The 12908-nt window shown below is 67.0% G+C and carries 8 protein-coding genes; 4 read left to right on the top strand and 4 right to left on the bottom strand.

Annotated features, from left to right (window positions below; translation table 11 throughout):
- Position 1: 1 nt before the first annotated feature.
- Positions 2 to 2233, bottom strand: coding sequence for an Ig-like domain-containing protein (locus ABOA88_RS22040; RefSeq protein ID WP_367852100.1), 2232 nt, complete (start codon positions 2231 to 2233; stop codon positions 2 to 4).
- A gap of 32 nt (positions 2234 to 2265) precedes the next feature.
- The gene (locus tag ABOA88_RS22035; protein WP_196171102.1) at positions 2266 to 3612 is read right to left on the bottom strand and encodes a hypothetical protein; all 1347 of its coding nucleotides are present in this window, start codon (positions 3610 to 3612) and stop codon (positions 2266 to 2268) included.
- Positions 3613 to 4026: 414 nt separating this feature from the next.
- Between ABOA88_RS22035 and ABOA88_RS22030 the strand changes: the two genes are divergently transcribed.
- Genes ABOA88_RS22030 through qhpG form a run of 4 tightly spaced genes read left to right on the top strand, consistent with a single transcriptional unit; the run spans position 4027 to position 9633 of the window.
- Positions 4027 to 5940: a sigma-54-dependent Fis family transcriptional regulator gene (locus tag ABOA88_RS22030; RefSeq protein ID WP_196171103.1), complete on the top strand. Its 1914-nt coding sequence runs from the start codon at positions 4027 to 4029 to the stop codon at positions 5938 to 5940.
- A 1-nt stretch (position 5941) separates the two neighbouring features.
- Entirely contained in the window at positions 5942 to 7675 is a 1734-nt protein-coding gene (locus ABOA88_RS22025) for an ABC transporter ATP-binding protein (RefSeq protein ID WP_367852099.1), read from the top strand.
- Positions 7665 to 8342 carry a subtilisin-like serine protease QhpE gene (gene qhpE, locus ABOA88_RS22020; RefSeq protein ID WP_196171105.1) on the top strand — a complete coding sequence of 226 codons (678 nt, stop codon included), beginning with the start codon at positions 7665 to 7667 and terminating at the stop codon, positions 8340 to 8342. Before ABOA88_RS22025 ends, qhpE begins: the two co-directional genes overlap by 11 nt.
- Positions 8335 to 9633 (top strand): flavin-dependent monooxygenase QhpG, encoded by a 1299-nt coding sequence (gene qhpG / locus ABOA88_RS22015; RefSeq protein ID WP_367852098.1) that lies wholly within the window; start codon positions 8335 to 8337, stop codon positions 9631 to 9633. Before qhpE ends, qhpG begins: the two co-directional genes overlap by 8 nt.
- 120 nt (positions 9634 to 9753) lie before the next feature.
- Here qhpG and ABOA88_RS22010 read toward each other — a convergent pair whose 3' ends face one another.
- Both ABOA88_RS22010 and ABOA88_RS22005 read right to left on the bottom strand, forming a co-directional pair.
- Complete coding sequence (locus ABOA88_RS22010; RefSeq protein ID WP_367852097.1) at positions 9754 to 11067, bottom strand: hypothetical protein; 1314 nt, start codon at positions 11065 to 11067, stop codon at positions 9754 to 9756.
- 116 nt (positions 11068 to 11183) lie between these two features.
- Complete coding sequence (locus ABOA88_RS22005; RefSeq protein ID WP_196171108.1) at positions 11184 to 12677, bottom strand: aldehyde dehydrogenase family protein; 1494 nt, start codon at positions 12675 to 12677, stop codon at positions 11184 to 11186.
- Between the last annotated feature and the right edge of the window lie 231 nt (positions 12678 to 12908).

The following is a 12908-nucleotide window of genomic DNA, read 5'->3' as shown; positions in this document are numbered from 1 at the left end:
CTTACTGCAGCCTGACCGGCACGGTGCGAACGGTGCCTTGGCTGGTACGGATGGTTGCTGACGGCGTGGCGGTCGGTACCAGGGTGGTGCTGTTGCTCACGATCACCCTCCAGCGGCCGGTCGCTGGCACCGCCGTACTGCCCAGGGTCACCAGGCCGTTACGGGTGGTCACCTGCACCGTGACGGTGTTGCCGGTGGTCACCGAGGACGTACCGCTGATGTCCCAGTTGTAACGGTTGTTGGAGCGTGCGGTGACCGTCGCCGCGGTGACCGTGAGGTTCTCGGTCGGCGGTTTGGGTGAGACCTGCACGGTGACGGTGCCGTTGCCGGACAGCGCACCGATCGAGTCACGTGCCACGTAGGTGAACGTGGTGGTGAACGGTGCGGTGACCGTGGCCGGTGGTGTGTAGGTGACCGTGGTGCCGTTGTGGCTGACCGTGCCGCGACCGACGGGGGGCTGAGTGACACTGGCTACGGCCAGCGGCAGGTTGCCTTCAGGGTCGGTGTCGTTGGCCAGCACGTTGATGGTCAGCGGTACACCCAGGGTCGCGACACTGTCGGCGACAGCGGTCGGTGCGCGGTTAGGCACGACGTTGACGGTCACTGTGGCTGGCTCGGACTTCAGCCCTTTGGCGTCCTGGGCGCGGTAGCTGAAGATCGCCGGGAAGGCCGTCGTGGCACCGACAGGCGGGGTATAGGTCACCGACGTGGTGCCATTGAGGACCACCGAGCCCAAGCCTGTACCTGGTTGGGTGAGGTCGGTGATGGTCAGCGGCACATCGCCGTCGGGGTCCGTATCGTTGGTCAGCAGGTTGAGGGTGACCGGTACGCCGACACTGGTCCCGGCAACATCGGCCTGGGCCAATGGAGGCTGGTTCGCGGCTGTGATCGGCGCGTTGCCGACCACCGTCACCGGCTCGACGTCGCTGCCGCCACGGGCGGACTTGACCGTAACGGTGGCCGGCGGCTGGGTGAGGTCGCTGACGGTCAAGGTCTGCAGCGTGCCGGACTTGGAAAGACGTCCGTAGCCCTGGGCCACCAAGTCCGGTATCTGCACCTCGTCACTGGAGCTGGCCTCGATCATCAGGCGTTTACTGACCCAGTCGAAGCGGGCAGTGCGAATCTTCACCACGTCGCTGAGCTTGCTGGACAACGCCGTTGGCCGGGTGCCACCTGCGGTGCTGCTGGCGGTGACCACCACCACCGGAGGCGGCGCGGTCTGGTTCAACTGCTGGCTGAAGAACAGCCCGCTGTTGTCGGACAACAAGTTGAACTCGCAGGGCGAGCCCGGGGTGCCGACCAGGGCCAGGCCATAGCGCATGCACAGACTGGCATCGCTCGGTGCCTTGGCGAACACCTCGACGCGGGTGCCGTTGCCGTTGCGCTGGTAGGTGGCGCGCTCCAGGTTCACCGGTGTCTGCGCGCGCGGGTCGAGTACCTTGCCCGAAAGCGTGAACACGTTGGTCTGGATGTGTCCGGCCGGACCGTCGATGGCCACGAAGTTGGTGTTGAACGGGCTGCCGGTCACTGCTTCGGTGATATTGGGGTCGCCGATGAAGGTGTCGGTGGCGCCGGTGTCCGGGTTGAGCTCGGTATAGAAGCCCGTGGCGCTGCGCAGGAACGGCCCGATGTCGCCTTTGAGTGCACCGCTGAAGTCACCTGGGGCGCCGATGCCGATGTCACGGGTGATGTTGATCGCGCGCCGGCCGGGGGTGTTGACGACCACGGTCTCGACGCCATAGGGGTGGGTGATGCGGTAGGTGCCGGCGGTCGGCACCGAGGCGCGGATACGAATGCGGGCGAAACTCTGCTGATCGCCGTCCACCGGGTTTTCAGCGGCGAACGCCGCTTCGACGCCGGCGACGTACACCTCCAGTTCATAGCCACTGTTGCCCACGGCAGGAATCGACGTTTCGGCCAGGAACCAGAACATCTCCGGCGGCCAGTTGTCCGGGAAGACCAGCGGCAGGGTGTCGTCGTAGACGCCTGGCTCCGGCAGCAAGGTGCACATATAGGCAGGTGCACCCGGTGCACCGGGTGCCCGCGAACTGGTCGCGCGCGATTGGCACAGTTCCAGGGACAGTTCACTGGCGTCCTTGTACCACATCGGGTAACCCCCGGTGGCCAGGGTGTAAGGGCCTGGATCGACCTCGGTGAGCGCAGCCGATACCGCGCCGCAAAGAGAGAGGGAGAGCCCGGCGGCGTAAAGCGCCCGGCGTGGCCAAGTGTTCATGCTGCCTCCTTGAAGGCGAAGCCTTTGTCTGTTCATGGCACCAGCACCACGTCTTCGCTGTCGCTACCGCCGCTGTTGCTGGTGACCTGCACCTTCGCGGGCGGAATCGGCGAGAACCCTGTGCTCAATGTCTTCACTGCGCCGTTGCCGGAGAGGCTGCCGATCAGCGTGCCGTTGCCGGTGCGGGCAACCATGGCGGGCGGCGAGGTTTCGTCGCTGCTGGTGGCGACCAGGGTCAGCTGACCGCTGGCCAGGCTGTATTCGGCGCGGGTGATGGTCACCAGGTCGGTCAGCGGCAGGTTGGCGCTGGTGGCGGTGCTGGTGGGGATGGCCAGGCTGTTGTCGGCGCTGAGAGTCAGGGTGGCCGGCAGCGTCGGGTCGAGCGTCGACTGGCCGTACCAGGTGCCGGTCTTGTTGGCTTCGGTCAGCGGCAGGTTGGGGGTCTGGCTGGTCAGGGTCACGGTCGCCGGTGGCGGCGGCGCCAAGGCGAACACATCCTGCTGGGCGCGCAAGTCCCCATTTTCGGTGTGCCGTGAGTAGGTGCTGCGTTGAGGCAGCAACGGGGTCGGCAGGTTGACCGTGGAAAGTTTGCCGGACACGGCGAACAGCTCGGTGCGCAGGTCGATGCCGTTAGGGCCCTCGATGCGTACGAAGTTGGTATTGAACGGGCTGCCGGTCACGGCTTCGTTCAGGTTCGGGTCGCCGATGAACTGCTCGCTGGCCCCGGTGCTGGGATTGGTTTCGGTGTACGGGCCATTGACGCTGCGCAGGAACGGGCCGATGTCACCCTTGAGCGCACCGGTGAAGTTGCCTGGCGAGCCGATGCCGATATCGCGGGTCATGTTGATGGCCCGACGGCCCGGGGTGGCCACGTCGAACACCTCGACGCCGTAGGGGTGGGTGATGATGTAGGTCCCTGCGGTGGGGACATCGACGCGGATGCGCACGCGGGCGAAGCTGATTTGGTCGCCTTCGAGAGGGTCGCCACCGCCGAACGCGGCTTCGATCGCCGAGACATACCCCAGGTTGACCCCGCGGGCGGCATCATTGATGGCGGCATCGGCGGTAAACCAGAATGCCTCGTCCGGGAAGTTGGTGGGGAAAGCGATCGGTTGGGTATCGTCGAACACGCCCGGGGTCGGCAGCAGCGTGCACATGTACGACGGCGCGCCTGGAGCACCTGCCACCCGTGAGCTGACCGCCTTGGTCAGGCACAGGTCCAATACCCGGCCGTGGGTGTCCTGGTACCACGCGGCGAAGCCGCCGTTCTCCGGTGTGTAGGTGCCCTGGTCGACTGCATTGAGTGCAGCCTGGGCCGGAAGCTGGAGCATGCTGGCGAAGATCGCCACTGCCAGCGGGTGGGGTGTCGGTCGGTGCATGAGTCAAACCCTCCTGCAAACGGGCCCATGGGTTGGGGCGTCTGCACAGGGATCGGCAACAGCCGTGCCAGTTTTTTGATATTGCGCTGCAGGCCTTGCAGAACGGGGCTCCTGATGATTTCACAAGGCTCATTGACGGCTCACGGTAGTGGGCTGAGTCCCCCAGCATTGGGGAATTGGGGCGCGCCTGGTGGGGCGTCATTTTCGCGGGTCAACCCGAGCCCAGAGGCGGGTGTGATCCCCGTGTGAGCGGGTTTATCCGCGATAAGGGCGTGAGCGGGGAGTCAGTGCCTTTACGTAAACGTAAGCTTTATGCCAACCTCCACCCCAACCGGATGACGGCCCGGGGATTCTGACGCACACTGCAACAAGTCCCGGAGCCCTTCCCCTGCGGGGGCACAGCTGGAGTAAACGATGGCGCGACAATACCCAATAACAAACGCCTCTGACCCTTTGCAGGAATCCCGCCAGGCCCGGCTGAAGCTGGCCCACGAGGGCGAGCTGCCCTCGGGGATGCTGCGTGAGGAGATCGATGCTTCCTGGCGCCGCAGCCTCGGCCATGGCCTGGACTGCCTGCAGGACGAACAGGTGGGCCTGGGCACCCGGCAGGGGCTCGACCTGCGCTCGCTGCTCGAACACAACCGCCTGCTGATCGACGCGGTCGCCCCAGAGCTCGATTACCTGGTCAAGCGCCAGGGCAAGAGCGGCATCGTCATCCTCGGCGACGCCCAGGCCAACGTCCTGGCCATCGAGGGGCAGACCCACGTGCTTGGCCGTGAAGGCCTGCGTGATCTGCACCCGGGCAGTTGCTGGAGCGAGGCGCTACGCGGCACCAATGCCATCGGCACGGCGGTAGTCGAAGGACGACCGACCCTGATCAACTGCGGCGAACACTACCTGGATCGGCTCAGCCCGTTCTCGTGCACCTCGGTCCCGTTGCGTGACCCGCGTGGCGAGGTGATCGGCGTGCTGGACATCACCCGCGAAGGGGTGATGATGCAACCCCAGGACAACCTCTCCACGCTTATGCTCGCCGCCGGCAACATCGAAAGCCGGCTGTTTGGCCTGTGCCACCCCGAGCATCTGGTGCTGGCATTCCACAGCCGCCCGCAATACCTCACCAGCGCCTGGCAGGGGCTGCTGGCCCTGAGCCTGGACGGCGAAGTGCTGGCGGCCAACGACAACGCCTGCCAACTGTTGCAGGTCTCCCGCCAAGCGCTGATCGGGCGACGCAGCAGCGACCTGCTCGGCGAGCGCTCACCGGCCTTCATCGCCCGCCTGTGGCAGGGCGGTGCGAGCAGTGTGCAGACCGCCAAGGGCGAGTTCTTCTTCCGCGCCCTGCAACTGCCGCGTCACGGCAACCTCAGCGTCAACGTAGCGCCTGGCAAGGCGTCTGTCTCGAACAAATCCCCAGCCCTGCAAGCCCTGGCCGGTGGCGACGCGCGTCTGGCCCGGGGCCTGCGCATGGCGCGTCAGGGCCTGGTCAATGGCCTGCCCGTGCTGCTGCTGGGCGAGACGGGCACCGGCAAGGAGGTGGCCGCCCGCGCCCTGCACCAGGCCAGCCCGCGCGCGGACAAACCCTTCGTTGCCGTCAACTGCGCGGCGATCCCCGAAGGCCTGATCGAGTCCGAACTGTTCGGTTACCGGGAGGGCGCCTTCACCGGTTCGCGCCGGGGCGGCATGGTCGGACGCCTGATGCAGGCCCACGGCGGCACTTTGTTCCTCGACGAGATCGGCGACATGCCCTTGGCGCTGCAGGCTCGTCTGCTGCGGGTGCTGCAGGAACGCCGCGTGGCGCCGTTGGGAGCCGGCGAAGAGCAGGAGATCGACGTGGCGTTGATTTGCGCCACCCACCGCGACCTCAAACGGTTGGTGGCCGAGCAGCATTTTCGCGAGGACCTGTACTACCGGGTCAACGGCGTCTCCCTGCGCCTGCCTGCGCTGCGCGAGCGGGAGGATCTGGCGAGCATCGTCGAAGGCCTGCTGGACAAGTTCGGCGCCAAGGGCGTGACCCTCGACCCGGCCCTGGCCGAGCTGCTGGAGGGCTTCGACTGGCCGGGCAACATCCGCCAGCTGGAAATGGTGCTGCGCACCGCCCTGGCCATGCGCGAAGAAGGTGAGCAGGTGCTGAGCCTTGAGCACCTCACCGACTGCCTGCTGGACGAGCTGGCCAGCGGTGCGGCGCCCTCCGGCAGCTTGCGCGAAAACGAACTGGAACTGATCCGTGGGGCCCTGACCCGGCACCAGGGCAATGTCTCGGCCGCCGCCGAAGCCCTGGGCATCAGCCGGGCCACGCTGTACCGCAAGCTCAAGCAACTGCGCAGTTGACATGGGCGGCCTGTTCGCACGGCTGGTGGAAACCAGCGACCCGCAACTGATGCGCCAGGCCCTGGCCTGGTTGTACAGCTTCGTGCGCCCGCACCGGCGGGCCATCGCCATGCTGCTGGGGTTGTCGTTGTGCGCCTCGCTGTTGGCCCTGGCCCAGCCTTGGCTGGTCAAGACCCTGATCGACGAGGGGCTGTTGGCGCGCGATTACACGACCCTCTGGCACATGGCTGCGGTGATGATCCTGGCCGGCGTGCTCGGCACGCTGCTGGCGGGCGTCAACCGTTACCTGCACACGCGCTTGTCGGGGCGCATCCTGTTTGCCCTGCGCGACGACCTCTATCGGCATTTGCAGCAGCTCTCGCCGACGTTCTACGGGCGACGGCGCACCGGCGACATCCTCTCCCGGCTCGACGGCGATGTCGCCGAGATCCAACGCTTTGCCGTGGACTCGCTGTTCTCGGCGGTGTCCAGCGTGATCGGCTTGCTCGGCGCGCTGGCATTGATGCTGATGCTCTCCTGGCAACTGTCGTTGTTGCTGGCGCTGTTGATCCCCATCGAAGTGCTGTGGTTGCGCTGGATGCGGCGCAAGGTCGAGCGCGAGGTGCGCAGCCTGCGCGAGCGTTCGACGGATGTGTCGTCATTTCTGGTCGAGACCCTGCCGGCCATGAAGTTCATCCAGGCGGCGGGCCAGCAAGCCCGTGAGGCCAGGCGCCTGGAGCAGCTCGGGCAGGGCTACATGGGCCAGTTGCTCAAGGTCCAGGTCATCGAGTTCTTCACCCAGGCGGTGCCCGGCACGCTGACCTCCCTGTGCCGCGCTTGTGCATTTCTGGTCGGCGGCTGGTGGGTGATCCAGGGCACTTGGCAGTTGGGCGCCCTGATCGCCTTTTCCACCTACCTGGGGATGGCGGTGGGGCCGGTGCAGAGCCTGCTGGGCCTGTACGTGGCGGTGCAGCGCATGGCGGTGAGCCTGGGCAGGGTGATGGAACTCAAGCAGGAACCGCTGGCGGTGCACGCGGCCCAGACGCCCAAGCCCATGCCCGATGGCCCGGGTGAGCTGCGTCTGGAGCAGGTGGCCTTCGCCCACGAAGGACGCCCGGGCGCGGTGTTGCAGGATGTGAACCTGTGTATCCCGGGTGGGCTGAAGGTGGCCATCAGCGGCGCCTCAGGGGTGGGCAAATCGACCCTGATCGACCTGCTGCAGCGTTTTTACGACCCCGATGCCGGGCGCATTCTGTTGGACGGCACGGACCTGCGCGAGCTGGATCTGCAGGCGCTACGCCGGCGCATCGCCGTGGTCAGCCAGGACATCGTGTTGTTTCGTGGCACCTTGGCGCAGAACTTGGCCTACAGCACGCCCGAGGCCAGCCTGGCCGATCTTGAACGCGTGGTACGCCTGACCCAGCTCCAGAGCCTGGTGCAAAGCCTGCCACTGGGCCTGGACGGCCTGCTCGGCGAGCGTGGCCAGCAGCTGTCCGGCGGACAGAAGCAACGCATCGCCATTGCCCGCGCGCTGCTGCAGGACCCTGCGATCCTGGTGCTCGACGAGGCCACCTCGGCGGTGGATGAAGCCACCGAGCGTGATGTCATCGCGGCCATCGACCAACTGTTCGCCGGCCGCACCCGCATTTTGATCAGCCACCGTGCCTCGACCCTTGCCGACGCCGACCTGCACCTGCAGTTGCACGATGGCGAGCTGCGGGTCAGGCCCCAGGAGGTCACCGGTCATGACACGTGAGCCGCGTATCGGCGTGATCGACAGCGGCTGCTCGCCCGAGCAGGCCGCGACATTGGTGGCGGCACGGCGCTTTCGGCTCGAAGAAGGTGTGCTGTGCGAAGGAGAGCCGGTGCCCGACCACCTGGGGCATGGCAGTGCGGTGTTGGCCCGCCTGCAATCGGAGGCCGGCCAGTTGCCGATGCTGATGGCCCAGGTCTTCGATCGGCAGTGGAGCACCAGCGCCCTGCAGGTCGCCGGGGCATTGCTCTGGCTGGTGGAAGAGGGCGCCACCTTGGTCAACCTGAGCCTCGGCCTGCATCAGGACCGGCCTGTGCTGCGCCAGGCCTGCGCGGAGGCACAGGCGGCTGGCGTGCTGCTGTGCGCCTCAAGCCCCGCCCGGGGTGGGCCGGTGTATCCGGCCAGCTATCCCGGCGTGCTGCGGATCACCGGCGATGCGCGCTGCGCGCCGGGGCAGTGGTCCTGGCTGGGCAGCGGCCAGGCCGACCTTGGCGGTTATGTCGGCGGGCAGGGCATGGCCGGTGCGAGCCTGGCCTGCGCGGCCTTGAGCGGGCGGATAGCGCGCCTGCTGGAGCAACACCCGGACATGGATCATCCGCGGTTGCTGGCGCACCTGCGCGACACTGCCGCTTTCACCGGCCCTGAGCGCAGAGGCGCCTACAATGGCTGACCCGCGCATCCTCGTACTGGGCGCAGGCCCTGCGGGCGCGGCCACGGCCCTGGGCCTTCGGCGTCTCGGCTACCCCGTCACGGTCGTCTCGGACTGGCGTCGTTTCGCTGCGGTCGAGGGTGTCTCCGAGCGGGTGCTGGAGGGGCTGCGCCATGCCGGTCTGGGCAGGGCGCTGGGCGAGGCGATGAGCCTGGCGAAGCGCCAAGTGCTCTGGAATGGCGAGCATCTGCGACTGAATCAGGAATACCTGCTCGATCGCCCAGCGTTCGACCGTGCCTTGCGTGTCGATCTGCTGCGGGCAGGCGTGACCGTGGTCGAAGGCCGGGTGCGCGACCTCCTGCACGAGGACGGGCACCAGGTGCGGCTGGAGGACGGCCAGGTATTGCAGGCCGATTTTCTGGTGGAGGCCCGTGGCCGCCAGGCACCGCTGGCGGCTGACCGATCACGCGGCCCGGAAACCGTCAGCCTGCTCAACCGCTGGCAGGGGCCGCCTGGGGAGCCGGCATCGGCGGTGCAGAGCCTGGGCGACGGCTGGGCCTGGATGGCGCGCCTGGCCGACGGGCAGTGCTACTGGCAGATCACGCTCGATGCCGGCGCGGCGAGCCTGCCGGGCAAGGCAGCGCTGCCGGCGTACTGTGCCGCACGGCGTCGGCAGTCAGCGCTGGTGGCACAGTTTTTCGATGAGCAGGCGCTGCTGCCCTGCCAGGTGCATGCCCGTAGCAGCACGGCGATCCTGGCGGGCGAGTGCGTGGGCAGTGACTGGATCCGGGTGGGGGATGCGGCCATGGCCGTGGACCCACTGTCGGGCAATGGCATCTTCCAGTCGCTGTCGTCGGCGTTGCAGGCACCGGCGGTGATCAACACCTTGTTGCGCCGGCCCGAGCGCGCCGTCTTGGCGCGGCAGTTCCACCAAGCGCGGGTCGAGCAATTGTTCCTGCGCTTTGCCCGTATCGGGCGGGACTTCTATGCCCAGGAACAGGGCCGGGCCGAGCAGCCGTTCTGGGCCCGCCGCCGCGCGTGGCCAGACGTCCAGCCGATGCACGCTGAGGCGGACTGGCAGGCTGTGCAGGTGGCGCGCCGACCGGTGCTGCGCGACGGTCTGGTGGAGGAGGTCGAGGTGGTCCTGACCCGGGATCAGCCGTTGGGGATCTGGCACGTGCAGGGGGTCGAACTTGCACCGGTGGTGCGGGCCGTGCAGGCGGGCGAGGCGTTGCAGTCGGTCCTGGGCGGGACGGCTATGGAGCAGCAGGGGATGGTGCGGCGGTGGTTGGCCGAGCAGGGGTATCGGTGAGATCGCAGGGGCCGCGTTGAGGCCCATCGCAGGCGTCGCCAGCTCCCACATTCCCAACCGTTGCGCAAACCCGGTGGGAGGTGGCGAAGCCTGCAATGGGCTGCACAGCAGCTCAAAAGGCTAGAAGAAGGTCCCGACCAGCAGTTGCAGGTAGGTTCCGGTATCTCGCCCACCCAGCTGTACACCGCCGTCACTGGCACTGCGCTCAGGTTTGTAGAACCCAACCAGAGGGCTGATCAAGAGGTGGTCATTGACCATCCACTCCACGTACAGGTCCAGTTCGCGACCGCCCAGATTGCCCTGGTCGGTGTCCAGGGTGTCGAAGTCGAAGTACAGCGCGCCCAGGGTCAGGTTGTCCCGTGGCTTGGCCTTGAGCCCCAGGTGATGCACCCGGGTGTTGCTGTTGAACGGCCCGGCATAGTTGGCCGCCACCTCGCCCTGGAACCAGGTGCCATAGCCGCGGCTGGCGCCATAGAACAGTGGGTCGAAGTCCTCGGAGAAGCGGCTGTAGCGGTAGGTGGCCGTTGGGGACCAAGGCACGGCGGAGAAGGTCCAGTTGCCCTCCAGGTACCAGGCGTCCTCGCGCCCGCCGGTGCGGTCCTGGGTGACGTATTCCGCTGCCAGCTCCAGGTCTTTCACACCCAGGCTGCCGCGCCCGCGCAGGCTATAGGTGTCCATGCCGTCGCGGTGCTCCAGGCCCATGATCTGGGCGTAGCGATGGTCGACGTCCAGCCCACGGATCCAGCTCACGCCAAGGGTGCCTGCGTCGGCGACATGCTCCAGGTTGGTCACGGCCAGGGAGGTGTCCGCCTGGTAGTGGTTGTCGGACTTGAGCCACATCAGATCGCCTCGCCAACCCTGGCTGCCGCCCAGGCGCAGCACGGCGGTACGGTCGAAGGCCTTGCGCGCGGCCAGGTAATACGCGCCACCGCGGTCGAAGTTGGCGCCTAGATCGACGTTGCCGAGATTGACCGGGTCGCCCTGGATCAGGAAACCATCGCCCAATTTCACCACCTGGCGTCCGCCGGAGACATCGATGCCATCTTCGCCCAAGACCGGGAACAGGGTGCCCGAGCGCCAGCCCAGGTAGGCGTCTTCGACGGCGGTGCGGCGCTCATCGCCCACGGACAACCCGGCAGCATCGCCATCGCCCCAGGTCGCGGAACTGAGCAGGCTGAAGGCACCATACAGCGTGCCGGTGCCGGCCAGCGCCTGGCTCCCGCTGAGCCCATACTTGACGTAGCCCTCGCGCCAGGCGCTGCTGCCCGGCTGGCGGTTGCCGGCCTGGTTGAAGCTTTCATCACTGTGGAAGATACCGAACAGCGCCTCGAGGTCGGCGTTCAGGACGGTGCCGTCCTGGTTGTAGAGTTCGTGGGCCTGGGTCAGGGGGGCGGCGGCCAGCAGGGCCAATGTGCAGGCGAGTGTGTGCCTCATGGTGTGCTCCATGTTTGTTTTTGTTTTGTGTGTTGTCTGTTGCGGCCTGTTCGCGTGACTCACGCAAACCCTGTGGGAGCGGATTTACCCGCGAACCGGCCGCAACCGCGCGCGGGTCAGAGTTTGATCAGCACCGACTTGAGCTCGGTGTAGTGCTCGATGGCATTGGCTCCCATCTCGCGACCGACCCCGGAGAGCTTGTAGCCGCCGAAGGGCAGGGACGGGTCCAGGGCGCTGTGGCAGTTGACCCACACCGAGCCGGACTTGATGCGCGGAATCATCCGGTGCACCGCGCCCAGGTCGTTGGACCAGATGCTCGCACCCAGCCCGTAGGGGTTGTCGTTGGCCAGGCGCACCACTTCGTCGATGTCGTCGAAGGGCATGGCCACCAGCACGGGCCCGAAGATCTCTTCCTGCACCAGGCGATGGCGTTGGTCGACATCGACGATCACCGTCGGCTTGACGAAGTAGCCCGGCCCGAAGCCCTCGCCGCCGCAGGCGATGGTGGCGCCCAGTTCACGTCCGAGCTCGATGTAGCCGGTGACCCGGTCCTGTTGCTTGGCCGAGATCAGCGGGCCCATCTGCACCGACGGGTCCAGGCCATTGCCCAGTTTCATGCCATTGGCAATGCCGGCGATGTCGGCGACCACATTGTCGAAGTGCTTGCGATGCACATACAGGCGCGAGCCGGCGCAGCACACCTGGCCCTGGTTGAAGAAGATCGCCGTGGCGGCGCCGGCGGCGGCCTCCTGCAGGTTGGCGTCAGGCATGACGATGGTCGGCGATTTGCCGCCTAGCTCCAGGGTGACCCGGGTCATGTTGTCCATGGCCGCCTTGCCGATCTGTTTGCCGACTTCGGTGGAGCCAGTGAAGGTCAGCTTGTCCACCCCGGGGTGGCTGCTGAGGGCGGCGCCAGCGTTAAGGCCGGTGCCGGTGACTACGTTGAAGACCCCGGCCGGATAGCCTGCTTCCTCCACCAGTTCGGCCAGCTTCAGCGCGGTCAGCGGGGTTTCGTCGGCGGGCTTGAGCACCAGGGTGCAACCGGTCGCCAGGGCCGGGCCGAGCTTCCAGCAGGCCAGCAGCAGCGGGAAGTTCCAGGCCACGATGGCGCCGACCACGCCCACCGCCTCGCGGCGGATGAACCCGTGGAACTGCTCGTTCGGCATCAATGGCAGGGACGGCTCGACCGTGCTGCCTTCGATCTTGGTCGCCCAACCGGCCATGTAGCGCAGAAAATCGATGGCCAGTTGCACGTCCATCACCTGGGCCACGGCAGCGCTCTTGCCGTTGTTCAGGCACTCGAGCTCGGCCAGTACCTGGGCGTCACGTTCCATCAGGTCGGCCAGGCGCCACAGCAGGTTCTGCCGCTCGCGTGGGCGCAGGCGGCTCCAGGGCGAGTCGTCGAAGGCCTGGCGCGCGGCGCTGACTGCGCGGTCCACATCCTGCGGGTCGGCCGAGGGCACTTCTCCCAGTACCTCGCCAGTGGCCGGGTTACGAAAACTCATGGTCCGGCCACTGGCGGCGTCCTGCCAATCGGCGCCGATGCGCATCTTCAGCTTGCGCTCGAGAAACGCACGGGTGGCAGGGAGGAGGGGCAGTTCGCAATGCATAGTTCGGTGCCTCTTGTCATTGGAGTGTGCAGGCACCTGCGCAATGGCCGTGCCAAGGCGAGGCGGGTGTGGCAATGGCCTTGAATGACAAGGGTTTGGTGCGCGATCAAGGTTGAGTGCCAGGGACTATGCTGTTGCACATTGAGACGGGGTGAGACGGTGCTGAAACAGTGGGACCGGGGGGGGGGGGGGGGGGGGGGGGGGGGGGGGGGGGGGGGGGGGGGGGGGGGG

The organism is Pseudomonas sp. PKS (assembly GCF_051913525.1).
In the GTDB taxonomy this organism is placed as follows: Bacteria; Pseudomonadota; Gammaproteobacteria; order Pseudomonadales; family Pseudomonadaceae; genus Aquipseudomonas; species Aquipseudomonas guariconensis_D.
The sequence above is the reverse complement of the archived record's forward strand: the minus strand, read 5'-3'. Positions and strand labels throughout refer to the sequence as shown.